Origin of the sequence: Variovorax sp. efr-133-TYG-130, from assembly GCF_030208835.1 — a bacterium.
Lineage (GTDB): Bacteria > Pseudomonadota > Gammaproteobacteria > Burkholderiales > Burkholderiaceae_C > Variovorax.
This window is the reverse complement of record NZ_JARVTD010000023.1, coordinates 20,604-36,361: the sequence shown is the minus strand read 5'-3', so window position 1 is coordinate 36,361 and position 15,758 is coordinate 20,604. Positions and strand designations below refer to the sequence as shown.

Annotated in this window: 13 protein-coding genes; 1 reads left to right on the top strand and 12 read right to left on the bottom strand. The window is 68.2% G+C overall.

Annotated elements, in window-relative coordinates:
* Nucleotides 1-6: 6 nt before the first annotated feature.
* From QRN67_RS19715 to dksA, 10 genes are all read right to left on the bottom strand, one after another.
* Nucleotides 7-1,449, bottom strand: a complete 1,443-nt coding sequence (locus QRN67_RS19715) for a UDP-N-acetylmuramoyl-tripeptide--D-alanyl-D-alanine ligase (RefSeq protein ID WP_285413209.1) — start codon at nucleotides 1,447-1,449, stop codon at nucleotides 7-9.
* On the bottom strand, nucleotides 1,446-3,002 hold the full coding sequence (locus QRN67_RS19710; protein ID WP_285413208.1) for a UDP-N-acetylmuramoyl-L-alanyl-D-glutamate--2,6-diaminopimelate ligase: 1,557 nt from the start codon (nucleotides 3,000-3,002) through the stop codon (nucleotides 1,446-1,448). Before QRN67_RS19710 ends, QRN67_RS19715 begins: the two co-directional genes overlap by 4 nt.
* Before the next feature lie 2 nt (nucleotides 3,003-3,004).
* Nucleotides 3,005-4,759 (bottom strand): peptidoglycan D,D-transpeptidase FtsI family protein, encoded by a 1,755-nt coding sequence (locus QRN67_RS19705; RefSeq protein ID WP_081270174.1) that lies wholly within the window; start codon nucleotides 4,757-4,759, stop codon nucleotides 3,005-3,007.
* Nucleotides 4,756-5,115 (bottom strand): cell division protein FtsL, encoded by a 360-nt coding sequence (gene ftsL / locus QRN67_RS19700; RefSeq protein WP_106935707.1) that lies wholly within the window; start codon nucleotides 5,113-5,115, stop codon nucleotides 4,756-4,758. Before ftsL ends, QRN67_RS19705 begins: the two co-directional genes overlap by 4 nt.
* A gap of 94 nt (nucleotides 5,116-5,209) precedes the next feature.
* Nucleotides 5,210-6,133 (bottom strand): 16S rRNA (cytosine(1402)-N(4))-methyltransferase RsmH, encoded by a 924-nt coding sequence (gene rsmH, locus QRN67_RS19695; RefSeq protein ID WP_285413207.1) that lies wholly within the window; start codon nucleotides 6,131-6,133, stop codon nucleotides 5,210-5,212.
* Between the two features lie 8 nt (nucleotides 6,134-6,141).
* The gene (mraZ, locus tag QRN67_RS19690; RefSeq protein ID WP_081270207.1) at nucleotides 6,142-6,570 is read right to left on the bottom strand and encodes a division/cell wall cluster transcriptional repressor MraZ; all 429 of its coding nucleotides are present in this window, start codon (nucleotides 6,568-6,570) and stop codon (nucleotides 6,142-6,144) included.
* 273 nt (nucleotides 6,571-6,843) lie between these two features.
* Nucleotides 6,844-8,172: an ATP-dependent protease ATPase subunit HslU gene (gene hslU, locus QRN67_RS19685; RefSeq protein ID WP_081270171.1), complete on the bottom strand. Its 1,329-nt coding sequence runs from the start codon at nucleotides 8,170-8,172 to the stop codon at nucleotides 6,844-6,846.
* Nucleotides 8,173-8,174: 2 nt separating this feature from the next.
* Nucleotides 8,175-8,720, bottom strand: a complete 546-nt coding sequence (gene hslV, locus QRN67_RS19680; protein WP_007832466.1) for an ATP-dependent protease subunit HslV — start codon at nucleotides 8,718-8,720, stop codon at nucleotides 8,175-8,177.
* A gap of 58 nt (nucleotides 8,721-8,778) precedes the next feature.
* Nucleotides 8,779-10,443: an STAS domain-containing protein gene (locus QRN67_RS19675; RefSeq protein WP_285413206.1), complete on the bottom strand. Its 1,665-nt coding sequence runs from the start codon at nucleotides 10,441-10,443 to the stop codon at nucleotides 8,779-8,781.
* A 46-nt stretch (nucleotides 10,444-10,489) separates the two neighbouring features.
* Nucleotides 10,490-11,287, bottom strand: coding sequence for an RNA polymerase-binding protein DksA (gene dksA, locus QRN67_RS19670; RefSeq protein ID WP_409196334.1), 798 nt, complete (start codon nucleotides 11,285-11,287; stop codon nucleotides 10,490-10,492).
* A 554-nt stretch (nucleotides 11,288-11,841) separates the two neighbouring features.
* Here dksA and QRN67_RS19665 point away from each other — a divergent pair.
* Complete coding sequence (locus tag QRN67_RS19665; RefSeq protein WP_285413205.1) at nucleotides 11,842-13,335, top strand: YdgA family protein; 1,494 nt, start codon at nucleotides 11,842-11,844, stop codon at nucleotides 13,333-13,335.
* Nucleotides 13,336-13,382: 47 nt separating this feature from the next.
* On the opposite strand, the gene QRN67_RS19660 is transcribed toward QRN67_RS19665, so the two are convergent.
* On the bottom strand, nucleotides 13,383-14,438 hold the full coding sequence (locus QRN67_RS19660) for a CobW family GTP-binding protein (RefSeq protein ID WP_081271346.1): 1,056 nt from the start codon (nucleotides 14,436-14,438) through the stop codon (nucleotides 13,383-13,385).
* Between the two features lie 96 nt (nucleotides 14,439-14,534).
* A complete protein-coding gene (locus QRN67_RS19655; protein ID WP_285413204.1) occupies nucleotides 14,535-15,749 on the bottom strand; it encodes a class I SAM-dependent rRNA methyltransferase in 1,215 nt (404 codons plus the stop codon).
* Nucleotides 15,750-15,758 lie beyond the last annotated feature (9 nt).

Below are 15,758 nucleotides of genomic sequence, written 5' to 3'. Positions count from 1 at the left end.
CGCGGCTCATGCGTCATGACCGGCCTCCTTTTGTTGTTGTGGTTGTCGTGCCTGGGCCGCGATGGCCTGGACCACGCGTTCCATCTTCATGGAGCGCGAGCCCTTGACGAGCACGCTGCCGACATGCGGCAGCCGGGCGAGCACGGCGGCGCCGAGCGCGTCGAACTCGTTGAAATGACGGCCGTCGGCATCGCCCCGGAACGCGGCGACGGTGTGGGCCGTGGCGCTGCCGAGGGTGTAGACGGCCTCGATGCCGCGCTGGCGCGCCCAGTCGCCGACCTCGGCGTGGAACTCGGTCGAGCGCTCGCCCACCTCGGCCATGTCGCCGAGCACCAGCAGGCGCGGGCCCGGCAGGGCGGCGAGCACGTCGATGGCGGCAATCACGGAATCGGGATTGGCGTTGTAGCTGTCGTCGACCAGCGTGACCGCGCGGCCGCCGTCCACCACGATCTCGCTGGCGCGCGAACGGCCCTTGACCGGCTCGAAGGCGCTCAGGCCCGCGGCGATGATGTCGGTGGACACGCCGGCCGCGAGCGCGCAGGCCGTGGCCGCGAGCGCGTTGACGACGTTGTGGCGGCCCGCGATGTGCAGGCGCGCGTCGAAGCCGCCGATGGGCGTGCGGATGCGCACGGCCCAGGCGCCCTGCTTCCATTCGGCGCTGTCGAGCGAGATGTCGGCGTCTTCCGATTCGCCGAAGGTCATGCAGCGGCGCGAGCCGCCGGCGTGCGCCATGTCGGTCCACAGCGAGGTGAAGGCGTCGCCGTGCGGGAAGACGGCCGTGCCGTCGTCGGGCAGCACCGCGAACACCGAGGCGTTCTCGATGGCCACCGCCTCGACGGTGGCCATGAATTCCTGGTGCTCGCGCTGCGCGTTGTTGACCAGCGCGATGGTCGGGCGCGAAATGGCGGCCAGCCGCGCGATCTCGCCCGGATGGTTCATGCCCAGTTCGAGCACCGCGCGCTGGTGCTGCGCGCGCAGGCGCAGCAGCGTGAGCGGCACGCCGATCTCGTTGTTGAAGTTGCCGGCCGTGGCCAGCGCGCGTTCGGCCCGGAAGGCGAACAGGATGGCCGCGATCATCTGCGTGACCGTGGTCTTGCCGTTGCTGCCGGTCACGGCGATCAGCGGCAGGTCGAACTGTGCACGCCAGCCAGCGCCGAGCGCGCCCAGCGCTGCCAGCGTGTCGGGCACCTCCAGGCCGGCCAGCCCCGCGGCCTCGAGGCCGTGGTGGGCGATGGCGGCGACGGCGCCCTGCTTCTTCGCCTCGGCGAGGAATTCGTTGGCGTCGAAGCGCTCGCCCTTGAGCGCGACGAACAGGTCGCCGGCCGCGAGCGTGCGGGTGTCGGTGTGCACGCGGGCGATGCCGGTCGAGGCGTCGCCCACCAGGCGCGCGCCGGGAATCCATTGCTGCACCTGTGCCAGCGTGATGCCGAGCGGCGTGGTGTCGGTCATGCGCCACCTCGCTCTGCCAGCGCCTGCAGCGCATGCGCCTTGTCGGAGAACTCGATGCGCTGCCCGGCGATTTCCTGCCATGCCTCGTGGCCCTTGCCGGCGATCAGCACCACGTCCTGCGGGGCGGCCTGTGCGATCGCGTCGGCGATGGCGATGGCGCGGTCCGGCTGCACCTGCGCTCCTTCAGGGCGCGAGAAACCGAGCAGCACCTGGCTGATGATGGCGTCGGGCTTTTCGCTGCGCGGGTTGTCGCTGGTGACGATCACGCGGTCGGCCTGGCGCTCGGCGACGGCGGCCATCATCGGGCGCTTGATCGGGTCGCGGTCGCCGCCGCAGCCGAACAGGCACCACAGCGCACCGCCGCGCTGCTTTGCCAGCGGGCGCAGGCCGGTCAGGGCCTTGTCCAGCGCGTCGGGCGTGTGCGCGTAGTCGACCACGGCCAGCGGCGCGCCTTCGCCGGTGCCGGCGCGGTCCATGCGGCCCGGCACGCTGGTGAGGTTGGCGCAGGCGGCCACGGCCTGCGCCAGCGTGAGGCCCAGCGCGCGCAGGGTGCCGAGCACGCCGAGCAGGTTGGCCACGTTGTACTGGCCGATCAGGCCGGTCGACAGGCGCTCGACGGCGTCGGTGCCGTGCTCGGCCACCGAGAACTGCAGGCCCTGCGCGTCGTAGCCGATGTCGCGCGCCACCAGGCGCGCCGGCTTGCCGCCGGCCGAGACGGTCCAGACGTCGAGCGCGCCGATGCCGGCGTCGATCAGGTTCGCGCACAGGCTGGCGCCGTGCGTGTCGTCGATGTTGATCACCGCCGCGCGCAGGCCCGGCCAGCGGAACAGCTCGGCCTTGGCCTGCCAGTAGGCGTCCATGCTGCCGTGGTAGTCGAGGTGGTCCTGCGTGAAGTTGGTGAACACGGCCACCGCGATCCGCGCGCCGTCGAGCCGGCGCTCGGCGATGCCGATGGACGAGGCCTCGATGGCGCAGGCGCCGAAGCCGCGCTCGACCAGCGCGCGCAGCTCGCGCTGCATCATCACCGGGTCGGGCGTGGTCAGGCCGGTGTAGGTCAGCTCGGGCGGCACGCCGATGCCGAGCGTGCCCATCACCGCGCAGGGCGATGGCGCGTCGCGCTGCATGGTGCCGTCGGGCTTCATGGCGCGCACGCCGCCCGCCGCCCGCAGCGTGGAGAGCGATTCGGCCAGCCACCAGGCGGTGGAGGTCTTGCCGTTGGTGCCGGTCACGGCCAGCACGTCGAGCAAGGCCGAGGGGTTGTCGTAGAAGGCCGAGGCGATCGGGCCGGTGGCGGCCTTGAGGCCGGGGTAGCTCACGATGCGTTCATCGCCATCGAAACCGAAGGGCTCGACGCCCTCGTGCTCGACCAGGCAGACCGCGGCGCCCTGCGCCAGCGCGGACGCCACGTGCTTGCGGCCGTCGGTGGCGGCGCCGGGCCAGGCGACGAAGATGTCGCCCGCGCCCACGGCACGGCTGTCGGCATGCATCGCGCCCTGCGGTGCACGCTCCTTCAGCCAGGCGGCCACCAGTTGGGGGGAAGTGAAGGTCAGCATGTTCAGAAACTCTCGTCGACGCCCTGCGTCATCACAAGCGGTTTGACCGCCAGGTCGGGCGGTACGTTCATCATGCGCAGGGTCTGCTGCACGACTTCGCTGAACACGGGAGCCGCTGCCAGGCCGCCGAAATACTGGCCATCGCTGGGCTCGTCGATCATCACGGCGACGATGATGCGCGGCTTCTCTATCGGCGCCATGCCGGTGAACCACGCACGGTATTTGTTGCTGGCGTAGCCCTTGCCGACCTGCTTGTGGGCCGTGCCCGACTTGCCGCCGACCGAGTAGCCCACCGTCTGCGCGCGCGTGCCGGTGCCGCCGGGGCCGGCGGCCATCTGCAGCATCTTGCGAACGGCCAGCGCGTTCGACGGCGAGAACACCCGCACGCCGGCCGGCGGCTCGGAGTTCTTGAGGATGGTGACCGGAATGAGCGAGCCGTCGTGCGCGAACGAGGTGTACGAATGCGCCATCTGGAACAGCGAAGCCGACAGGCCGTAGCCGTAGGCCATGGTGGCCTGCTCGACCGGCTTCCAGGTCTTCCACGGGCGCAGGCGGCCCGTCACCGCGCCGGGGAACTGGATCTGCGGCTTCTGGCCGTAGCCGAGCGCGGTGTAGGTGTCCCACATCTCGTGCGGCGTCATCTTCTGGGCGATCTTGAGCGCGCCCACGTTGCTCGACTTCTGGATCACGCCCTCGACCGTCAGCGCGCCGTAGTTGTGGGTGTCGCTGATGGTGAAGCCGCCGATCTGGTAGCGCCCGGGCGCGGTGTCGATCACCGTCGACGGCTTCACGCGGCCGGCTTCCAGGGCCATGCCGACCGTGATGGGCTTCATGGTCGAGCCGGGCTCGAAGGTGTCGGTGAGCGCGCGGTTGCGCAGCTGCTCGCCGGTGAGGTTCTGGCGCTTGTCGGGCACGTAGCTCGGGTAGTTGGCCAGCGCCAGCACCTCGCCGGTGGTGGAGTCGAGCACCACCACGCTGCCGGCCTTGGCCTTGCGCGCGATCACGGCGTCGCGCAGCTTCTGGTAGGCGAAGAACTGCACCTTGCTGTCGACGCTGAGCTGGATGTCCTGGCCGTCGAGCGGCGGCACCAGTTCGCCCACGCCCTCGACCACGCGGCCCAGGCGGTCCTTGATGACGCGGCGCGAGCCGGCCTTGCCCGCCAGTTCCTTGTTGAACGCGAGCTCGATGCCTTCCTGGCCGCTGTCTTCCACGTTGGTGAAGCCCACCACGTGCGCGGCGGCCTCGCCCTCGGGGTACTGGCGCTTGTATTCCTTGCGCTGGTAGAGGCCCTTGATGTTCATCGCGGCGATCTGCTTGGCGATGGGTTCGTCGACCTGGCGCTTCACCCAGACGAAGGTCTTGTCCTCGTCCTCGAGCTTCTTGTCGAAATCCTTCTGCGGCATCTCGAGCAGCTTGGCCACCTGCTTGAGCTTGGCGCGCACCTCGGGGTCGTCGCGCTCGATGTCTTCGGGAATGGCCCAGATGCTGGGCGCCACCACGCTGGACGCGAGGATGAGGCCGTTGCGGTCGAGGATGCGGCCGCGGTTGGCCGGCATCTCGAGCGTGCGCGCGAAGCGCACTTCGCCCTGGCGCTGGAAGAAGCTGTTGTTGAACACCTGCACGTACGCGGCGCGGGCGGCCAGCATGACGAAGCCGAAGGCGATGCCGGCCACGATGAACTTGCTGCGCCAGACCGGCGTCTTGCTCGCGAGCAAGGGGCTGGTGGTGTAGCGCACGCTGCGGTTGCCCCGGGTCATCGTGCGGCCCTCGCTGCGGTGGCGGGCTTGGCGGCCGGCTTGGCGCCCGCGGGCGTGGCCGGCGGCAGCGGCGCCACGGCCGGGATCACCGAGCCGTCGGGCCGCACGTACTGCGTGATGGCCGGGGAGGTGGTGCGCATCTGCAACTGCTCCTTGGCAAGCTTCTCGACGCGCAGCGGCGTGGCCTGTGCGCGCTTCTCGACCTGCAGGCGGTCCCGGTCCAGCTCCAAGCGGCGGGCTTCCTGCTGCACGCGGTCGAGCTCGGTGTAGAGCTGACGCGACTGGTACTGCGTGTGAACGAGGTACAGCGCCGTGGCAATCACAGCCAGCAGCAGCAGCAGATTGATACGGGCCATGGTTAAAGAAGCTCCCCCAGGCTGCGCCACTGCGTGGCTGCGCCTTCCCCCTCGCGAGCGAGGGGGCGAGCGCCTTCGGGCGGCCGGGCGGCGCTCATGCAGCCTCCGTGCGTTCGGCCACGCGCAGGATGGCGCTGCGCGAGCGCGGGTTGCCGCTCACCTCGGCCTGGGACGGCTTGATGCGCTCGAGCGCGTTCAGCTTCATCACCTTGGGGGCGGCGAAGGGCGCGCGGCGGTCGTAGATCTCCTTCGAGTGCTTGGCGATGAACTGCTTGACGATGCGGTCTTCCAGCGAGTGGAAGCTGATCACCGCCAGCCGGCCGCCGGGCTTCAGCACGGAAAGGCTCGCTTCTAGCGCCTGTTGCAGCTCTTCAAGCTCGGCGTTGATGAAAATCCGAAAAGCCTGAAATGTGCGCGTTGCAGGGTTCTGGCCCTGCTCGCGGGTTTTGACCGTGCCAGCCACGAGCTCGGCCAGTTCGGTGGTGGTTGAAATTGGGCCCCGTTCTTGTCGGCGAGCAACAATCGCCTTTGCAATCTGAACAGCAAACCGTTCTTCGCCATAGTCACGGATCACCTCTGCAATCTGCTGGAGTTCGGCCGTTGCCAGCCACTCGGCCACGCTCTCGCCGCGCGTGGTGTCCATGCGCATGTCGAGCGGGCCGTCGAAACGAAAACTGAAACCTCGCACCGGGTTGTCGATCTGGGGCGAGCTCACGCCCAGGTCCATCAGCAAGCCGTCGACGCTCGCGTCGGGCAGTTCGCCCAGCGAGCGGAATCCCTGGTGGCGGATAGAAAAACGCGCATCGGAGATGCGCGCTGCTTCGGCCACTGCTTCCGCATCCTTGTCGAATGCGATCAGCCTGCCTTCCGGCGCCAGCCTGGAGAGGATTGCACGCGCATGCCCTCCCCGCCCGAAGGTGGCGTCCACGTAGGTGCCGGTTGCCGCCGTGCTGCCGGAAAGAAGGGCTTCCACCGCTTCGTTCAGCAAGACGGTCGTATGGGTCCATGGGGTAGTCACGTGAATCCTCAGAACGCGAAGTCCTGAAACACATCCGGCATCTCGCCCTGGGTGGCCTCGGCCTCCTTGGCCTCGTACGTGGCCTTGTCCCAGAGTTCGAAGTGGTTGCCCATGCCCAGCAGCAGCGTCTCGCGCGTGATGCCGGTGGCCGCGCGCAGCTCGGGCGACACCAGGATGCGGCCGGTGCCGTCCATCTCGACGTCCATGGCGTTGCCCAGGAAGACACGCTTCCACCACTGCGCCGACATCGGCAGCGCGGCGATGCGCTCGCGGAATTTTTCCCATTCGGGACGGGGGAACACCATCAGGCATCCGTGCGGATGCTTGGTGATCGTGAGCTGGCCGCCTGCCGTGGCGCTCAGGACGTCACGATGCCGGGTCGGCACGGAGAGCCGCCCCTTGGCATCCAGACTGAGCGATGAAGCGCCTTGAAACACGACCACGAAACCCCTGTGTTGGGAGTGCTGCGGCACCCGAAGGGGGCACTACCCGCACTTTTTCCCACTTAACTGCACTTTTTTGCACTGTAGCAGGAAACACTTCGGACGCAACTGGCCGTTCGGGGTATTTTTTGTAATGGAATCAACGACTTAGCACCGATTCCAAATCCGTGGAATCGGTGAATTTCGTTGAGAATTAAGTACTTAGCCCACGCAGTGAAAGTGATGCGTGAAGGATTCCCCCGTTACAGGGGGAACCAAAGGGCGGCTTCAGAGGATGAAGCGCGAAAGATCTTCGTCGTGACTTAGTGCCGCGAGGCGCTGGTCGACATAGGCGGCATCGATGCGGATCGACTGGCCTTCGAGGCGGGTCGCGTCGAAGCTTACCTCATCCAGCAGGCGCTCCATCACCGTCGACAGGCGGCGTGCGCCGATGTTCTCGGTACGCTCGTTCACCTCGAAGGCGATGGTGGCCAGCCGGTTCACGCCCTCAGGGGTGAAGTCGAGCGTCACGCCTTCGGTGGCGAGCAGCGCCTGGTACTGCTTCACGAGCGACGCGCGGGTCTGCGTGAGGATGCTCTCGAAGTCCGACACCGAGAGCGACTGCAGCTCGACGCGAATGGGAAAGCGACCCTGCAGCTCCGGGATCAGGTCGCTCGGCTTGCTCAGGTGGAAAGCGCCGCTCGCGATGAACAGCATGTGGTCGGTGCGCACCACGCCGTACTTGGTGGTGACGGCCGTGCCCTCCACCAGCGGCAGCAGGTCGCGCTGCACGCCCTGGCGCGACACGTCGGAGCCCTGCGCTTCGCTGCGCGTGGCGACCTTGTCGATCTCGTCGATGAAGACGATGCCGTTCTGCTCCGCATTGGCGATCGCCTGTGTGCGGATCTCGTCCTCGTTGACCAGCTTGGCGGCTTCTTCGTCGATCAGCAGGCGCATCGCCTCGCCGATCTTGAGCTTGCGGGTCTTGCGCTTGCCCTGCCCCAGCTGGCCGAACATGCCGCGCAGCTGCTCGGTCATTTCCTCCATGCCGGCCGGGCCCATGATTTCAAGCGGCGTGCGGGTCTCCGCGAGATCGAGCTCGATCTCCTTGTCGTCGAGCTGGTGCTCGCGCAGCTTCTTGCGGAAGGCCTGGCGCGTGGGATTGGGAGCGTCGAGCGCCGGGGTCGTGCCGTCGGCGCCGCGCGCCGGGGGCAGCAGCACGTCGAGGATGCGCTCCTCGGCGGCATCCTCGGCACGCACGCGCACCTTGGCGCTCTCGGATTCGCGCGTCTGCTTGACGGCGATCTCGGCGAGGTCGCGGATGATGGAATCGACGTCCTTGCCCACGTAGCCCACCTCGGTGAACTTGGTGGCCTCGACCTTGATGAAGGGCGCATCGGCCAGCCGCGCAAGGCGGCGCGCGATCTCGGTCTTGCCCACGCCCGTGGGGCCGATCATGAGGATGTTCTTGGGCGTGATCTCGTGGCGCAGCTTGTCGTCGACCTGCTGGCGGCGCCAGCGGTTGCGCAGGGCGATGGCCACCGCGCGCTTGGCGGCCGGCTGGCCGACGATGTGGTTGTCGAGCTCGGAGACGATTTCCTGGGGGGTCATGGACATGGTCAGAGCGCTTCCACGGTGTGGTTCATGTTCGTGTAAATGCAGATTTCTCCGGCGATCGCCAGCGATTTGCGCACGATCTGCTCGGCCGAAAGCTCGGTGTTCTCGATCAGCGCCTTGGCCGCCGACTGGGCATACGCGCCGCCGGAACCGATGGCGATCACGCCGTCCTCGGGCTCCAGAACGTCGCCGTTGCCGGTGATGATGAGAGAGGTGGTGGCGTCGGCCACGGCCAGCATGGCCTCGAGCTTGCGCAGCACGCGGTCGGTGCGCCAGTCCTTGGTGAGCTCGACGGCCGCGCGGGTCAGGTGGCCCTGGTGCTTTTCGAGCTTGGCCTCGAAGCGCTCGAAGAGCGTGAAGGCGTCGGCGGTGGCGCCGGCAAAGCCCGCCAGCACCTTGCCGTGATAAAGCCGGCGCACCTTGCGCGCCGTGCCCTTGATGACGATATTGCCGAGAGTGACCTGCCCGTCCCCGCCGATGGCGACCTGGTCGCCTTGGGGGGTCTTGCGGCGCACGCTCACGATGGTGGTGCCGTGAAACTGTTCCATCGAAGCCATCTGGGGATGGCAAGAGGCAATGCAACCCGCGGCAAGGCCGCCCGGCGCCTTAGTTTTTCCTAACCGCGACCGTGGCGTGATCGGTAATGCCTACCAGCGTGAACAGCGCGGCGACGAGCCGGTGCGCATCGACGAACTGCACGCGTTCGCCGTTGGCGTCGCGCGTGCGCACCCAGCTCAGCAGCGCGCCGGCGGCGGCCAGGTCCATGCGCAGCAGCGCGGCACAGGAAATGACGGGCGCCGAGGTGTGGCGCAGGTCGTTGTCGAGCCGCTCCCAGCTCGACAGGGACTCGCCCCGCAGGTCGCCCGCCAGCGCGGCGAAACCGCTGTCGGTGGACGGAAAGCTCTCGGAATCGCCCCCGACCGACAGCAGCGACCACACCGAGCTGGGGCGGCTCGCCGGCGGCGCGGCCAGCGAGGCGCATTCACCGCGCGGGTCTTGCCAGGAGGGCGGCGACACCTCGTAGGTGATGCAGTAGTTGAGCGCCACCAGCTCGAAGTCGTCGGGCAGGTGCATCATGCGCAGCGCCGCGAGGTGCAGCTGCCACCAGACGTCTTCGGTGCTGCGGTCATTGTTGGGCGCGGCCTCGGACAGCACCGCCAGCAACTGGGCGGAGCCCATGAAGCGCAGTTGCACCGGCGAATCGGCCCAGTGGGTGAACAGCACCCGCAGCGGCGCGGCGGCATCGGCGCCGATGGTGTTCAGCGCGCGCCAGTCGAGCGTCCAGACCGAGCCGGCCTTCGAGAGTGCGCGCGTGAGCTCCACCAGGCCTTCGCGCCCCAGGTGCGCGGGCGACACCCAATCGGCATACGCGGTGGCTTCGGAGACGGCGCCTGCCTCTTCGCTGGCGGCCACGGCCTTGACGCTGCGGGCCAGTTCTTCGAACGAAACCCAGTCGGGCCCCATGCGCCGCATGCGATGCGCATAGCGCATGCGGGCGGCGGCGAACTTGGCTGCATCGCCGGTTGCGCGGTACAGGTCGAACAGGGCACGCCAGCGGCTGTCGTCACGCTCGGCGGCGGGGCTGCCCTCGGCTTCCGTGGCGGGGGCGCTCTCGGAGGCCAGGGCCTGCAGCAGGATGGCTTCGGCGCCGGTGTCGTCGCCATGCGCGAATCGGATGACGGCCTCTTCGAGCGCGCCATCGTGCGCCAGCCGCGACAGGGGCGCTGGCGCCGCGCCCGCGGCCATCGCCGGCGCCTCCCCGGCCGGCGCCGCCGCGACGGGCGCGCCAACGCTGTCGGGCCGGTCGGTCTGCGTATCGGGCGCGTCGGAACCGACGGGCGGCAGGGTCTCGGCGCCGGCGTCGGGCGGCGGACTGCCCAGCGGCTCGCCGTTCGGGCCGCGCCCCTTCCACCACTGCTGCGACATCTGCTGCTCGATCTCGTCGATCTTCTTGAGCGTGAGCGCGCGGCCTTCGAGCTTTTCCGAAGAGCTGTTGAGATTGAACGACGACGGCGTGACGGTCGGGTCGAAGGCGTGGGCTGCAGCCTCGCGCTGGCGCAGCTTGCGCAGCATGTCGAACTCGCGGCGGCGCACGAAGTCGTTGCGCTGGCGCCGTTCGATCATCTCCTTGAGCATTTCCCTGTTGTAGGCCTGCTCGGGCAACGAAGAGTCCGACTGGGCGGGCTCGTCCAGTTCCGACCAATCCTTCAGCGGATTGCGGACAAACTTGGCCACCTTCGAAAAAAGGCGGCCCGACTCTTCCTTTGCCATTCGACGAAAGCTTGCGGACGGGGGGTTCTTGCGACCTTGTTCCCGATCAATCCCCGAACATCTTCTGCTTGAGTTCCCGGCGCTGCTGCGCTTCGAGCGACAGCGTGGCCGTCGGGCGGGCGAGCAGGCGGCCGACGCCGATGGGTTCGCCGGTTTCGTCGCAGTAGCCGTAGTCGCCGGCGTCGATGCGCTGGATCGACTGCTCGATCTTCTTGAGCAGCTTGCGCTCGCGGTCGCGGGTGCGCAGTTCGAGGGCGTGTTCTTCCTCGATGGTGGCGCGGTCGGCCGGGTCGGGCACGACCACGGTGTCCTCACGCAGGTGCTCGGTGGTCTCGCCGGCGTTCTCGAGAATGCCGCGCTTGAGTTCTTCGAGCTTCAGGCGGAAGAACGCCATCTGCTTTTCGTTCATGTACTCGTCGTCGGGCATGGCGATGACTTCGGCGTCGCTCAGCTCGTTGGCGGACTTGGTCTTCCAGTTGTTGACCAGCTTCGGGTCCTTCTTCACGGCCAGGGGCGGCGGCGGCACCAGCGCGGTGGAGGGCGCCTGCGAGAAGCTGGACTTGGCGGCGGTCGATGCCACCGATTGCGGCATCGAGGGAACGGTCAATTGCGACAGCCGGGACACGCGGCCACCACGCGCAGCGGGAGCGGGCGTGGCGGTTTGGGCGGGAATCGAGGGTGTCGCCGGGGCGGAAGTGGAGGCGGCAGCCGTTTTTTTCATGGGGATCGGGGAAGCAGAAGGAACGGCAGCAGGGCGGCCGACGGGTTTGGATGACGAGGTACCCGCGCCTGCGCTCTTGGTTGCGGCAGTTGCAGGCTTGGCGGATTTCTTGGCAGCGGTCACGGCTTTGGCCGGTGCTGCCGCGGTCTTTTTGGTCGGCGCGCTTTTCTCTTTCGCCGTGGGGTCCGGCACTGCGGCGGAAACCTTTTTTGCCGCAGGTGCAGCCTGCTTCGCAGCCGCCACCTTCTTTGCGGCGGGCTTGGTTGCTGGCGTGGCCTTGGCGGCGGGTTTCTTCACGGTGACTGGCTCCTTGGTCGAACTGGAACGCGCTTTCACTGGGTGTCTCCTCCCATGGGAACCGATTGCGGCTTTCAGGCCGCGCCGGCTCCACGTTGTCGGGGTGCCCGCCAACGGCGAACCCCGGGGTTATACCCCCGAAAGCCCACCAGAAACGTGCGGCGCCCCGTGCCGGATGCCACATCCTGTCCGCTGGGACGGGGTATGGCTGCCGGAACAGGCGCGCGATTGTATAGAGAACTCGAAAGCGCGGGCGATGTGTCCGGCTGCCGGTCGCGTCCATTAGCATCGCGCGGCGCCGCTGGAGGGGGTGGCGCTGGCCGGCCATTGCCCTTTGGGCGGCGCGGGCCATCCGATCATTCGACAAAAGAAAGCAAGTCTTGAGCAAGAAAGCAGCAGTATTGGGCGTCCTGGCCGCAGCCATCGCGGTCGCCTACGGTGGCAGCACCTGGTGGGCCGGTTCGCAGGTCAAGTCGCGTTACGACACCGCATTCGAAGAACTTCCGAAGCAGACCGCGCTGGTGCGGGTGGTCGAGCGCAGCTACGAGCGCGGCTTCCTCGGTGCCGTGAGCACCGTGACCCTCGAAATCGGCTGCGCGCCCGACGCCGCAGCGGCCGCCGCCGCGCAGAAACCCGCCGCCGGCGAGGAACCCGAGGAAGAGCCGGAGGAAGAAGCCGAAGCCGCGCCGCCCAAGCCGCTGCGCTTCACCATCCGCGACACCATCCACCACGGCCCGCTGGCCGGCGGCACGCTCGCCGCGGCCACCATCGACAGCGAACTGGTGCTCGACGCCAAGACCCAGGCCGACGCGAAGAAGCTGTTCGGCGAGGCCAAGCCGCTCACGGCCCGCACCAAGGTCGCCTTCAGCGGCGCCTTCACCAGCGACCTGAACGTGGCGCCCGCCAGGCTCGCCGAAGACGGCAAGGGCCAGATGGCATGGCAGGGCGCGCAGCTGCGCATGGACGTGAACGCCGCGCGCACCCAGGTGCGCTACGACCTGACGATGCCCGGCTTCGACTTCAACGACACCCGCAGCGGCCTGACCATGAAGATGGGCAAGCTCACGGCCAAGGCCGACATGGACAGCAGCGCCGGCTGGTTCCTGGCCACCGGCAAGACCGAGGGCCGCCTCGACACGCTCAAATTCGCCGCGCCCAAGGGCCTGGGCGCCGGCGACGGCGACGACACCACGCCGCGCAAGCCGCTGCCGACCGTGCTGCTGCAGGGCATCGACCTGGTGGGCGGCGCGAGCATCAAGGACGGGCTCTACGCGTCCGAAGGCACCCTCAAGGGCGCCGGCAAGATCGGCGCCACCAGGATCGACAGGTTCGAGCTGACCAGCAGCGCGCGCCGAATCCATGCCGCCGGCTACAAGAAGCTGGCCGACGCCTGGATGCAGTCGAGCGCCGCCAACGGCTGCGGCAAGGGCGGCAGCAAGGCTTCACAGGCCGCCATGAGCGCGCTGGTGGAGCAGCTCTCGCCGGACCTCAAGGCCATGGCCAAGTACGGCCCCGAAGCCGGCATCGACAAGGTGCTGGTCGAAATCGACGGCAAGCGCGGCGAACTCGGCTACACCGCCAGCATGGCCGGCGTGACCGACGAGGACCTGCAGCTGCCCGGCACCGCGCTCCTGCTCAAGCGCGGCGTGCTCAAGGCCAATGCGCGCCTGCCGATGCAGTGGATCGAGAAACTGGCCGCAACCGGCGCCGAGAGCGGCCAGACGCCCCCGCCCGAAACCGTGGCGCTGCTGGTCACACAGGGCGAGCAGAGCGGCTTCGTGAAGCGCGACGGCGACGACGTGACCGCCCAGGTCGAGTTCAGCGACGGCAACCTGAAGGTCAACGGCAAGCCGCTGGGCGGGCTGGGCAAGTAGCAGGGTATGTCTCCTTCCCCCAGCGGGGGAAGGAGCAAGTCAGGGCTTCAGACCAGGCACTGCTCCAGGCCCTGTTCCAGGATCTCGCGCGGCAGCTCGATGCCGATGAACACCATGCGGCTCTGGCGCGCCTCGTCCTTGCCCCACTCGGGGCCCAAGTCGCTGCCCATGAGCTGGTGCACGCCCTGGAAGATCACCTTGCGCTCGGTGCCCTTCATGTTCAGCACGCCCTTGTAGCGCAGCATGCGAGGGCCGTAGATGTTGACGATGGCGCCCAGGAAGTCTTCCAGCTTGGCCGGATCGAACGCACGGTCGGCCTTGTAGACGAAGCTCTTCACGTCGTCGTCCGTGTGGTGATGGTGGCCGTGCCCTCCTTCGTGCTTGTGCGAGGGATGGTCGCAGTGCTCGCCATGCGCGTGGTCATGGTCGTGATGGTCGTGGTCGTCTTCCTTGAGGAAGTCGGGGTCGATGTCGAGCTTGGCGTTCAGGTTGAAGCCGCGCAGGTCGAAGATGTCCTTCAGCGGCACATCGCCGAAATGCGCCTTCTGCTGCGGCGCGCGCGGGTTCATGTGCTTGAGGCGGTGGATGAGCGCCTCGGTTTCCTCGGCCGACACCAGCTCGCTCTTGCTGATGAAGATCTGGTCGGCAAAGCCCACCTGCCGGCGCGCTTCCTGGCGGTCGTTGAGCTGTTGCGGCGCATGCTTGGCGTCGACCAGCGTGAGGATCGAGTCGAGCAGGTAGCTCTCGGCGATCTCGTCGTCCATGAAGAAGGTCTGCGCCACCGGGCCGGGGTCGGCCAGGCCGGTGGTCTCGATCACCACGCGGTCGAAGTCCAGCAGGCCCTGGCGCTTCTTGGCGGCCAGCAGCTGCAGCGCCTCGCGCAGGTCTTCGCGGATGGTGCAGCAGACGCAGCCGTTGCTCATCTGCACGATCTGCTCCTTCGACTCGGTCACCAGGATGTCGCTGTCGATGTTCTCTTCGCCGAACTCGTTCTCGATGACCGCGATCTTCTGGCCGTGGGCCTCGGTCAGGATGCGCTTGAGCAGCGTGGTTTTGCCAGAGCCGAGAAAGCCGGTGAGGATGGTCGCGGGAATGAGGGCCATGTGGGGAGTGCTCCGGAAGCGGAAAACAGGAAAAGGGGCGGAAAAAGACTTGGCAGGCAGTTTAGCCAATGCCACTGAGTTGCGTTGCCGGCAGGGTCAAGCCGGCTTGCGGACCACCACAAGGCCCTTCAGGTACTCCCCTTCCGGGAACTCGATGGTCATCGGATGGTCGGGCGCCGCGCCCAGCCGCTCGGCGATGTAGCCGTCCACGCCCGCGTCGATCCCGGCCGAGGCCACGATCTTGTGGAACAGGTCGGCGCTGATGCCGCCCGAGCAGGAGAACGTGAGCAGCACGCCGCCCGGCTCCAGCAGCTTGAGCGCCAGGCGGTTGATGTCCTTGTAGGCCCGCGCCGCGCGCTCGGCATGCGCCGCCGTGGGCGCGAACTTGGGCGGGTCGAGCACGATGGCGTCGAAGGTGCGGCCCTGGTCGATGAACTCGCGCAGCACCGTGTTCACGTTGGCGTCGAGGAATTCGGTCTCTATGCCCTGCCCCTCGAAGCCGTTCAGCGCCAGGTGGCCGCGCGCGCGCTCCAGCGCCGGCAGCGACGAATCGACCGACACCAGCTGCGCGCCCTGCAGCGCGTTCGCGGCCTTCAGGCCCGCGAGCGCCGCGACGGTGAAGCCGCCCGTGTAGCAGAAGCAGTTCAGCACGCGCCGGAAGCGCCGGTGCTGCGCCAGCTCGGCAAAACGCTGGCGGCTGTCGCGCTGGTCGAGGTAGAAGCCGGTCTTGTGGCCGGTCGCGATGTCCAGCGACAGCTGCCAGCCGTGCTCGCGAATGACGATTTCGGTCGGCCCGTCGCCGCGCAGCCAGCCGGTGACGGGCTTCAGGCCTTCGCGCTCGCGGCCGCTGGCGTCGGAGCGCTCGTAGAGCTTGGCGAGGCCCGTGGCCTTGAGCAGCGCGTCGGCCAGCACGTCTTTCCAGCGCTCGACGCCGGCCGACAGAAACTGCGCCACCAGCGTGTCGCCGTAGCGGTCGACGATCAGCCCCGGCAGGCCGTCGGCCTCGCCGTGCACCAGCCGCACGCCGTCGCTCTGCAGGTCGAACAGGCCGCGCGCGGCCACGGCGCGGGCGCACACCGACGCGAGGAAGGCGGCGTCGATGCGCTGCGTCTCGACGAAGCTCCAGGCCCGCGCGCGGATCTTCGAGACCGGGCTGAACGCGGCCCACGCCAGGAAGGCGCCGTCGTGCGACTCGACGCGCACCGTCTCGCCGGAATCGGCACCGCCGCGCGCGATGGCGGATTCGAAGACCCAGGGGTGGCGGCGCTGCATCGAGCGCTCTTTGCCGGGTTTGAGGCGAAGGGTTTTCATTGTTTTTTG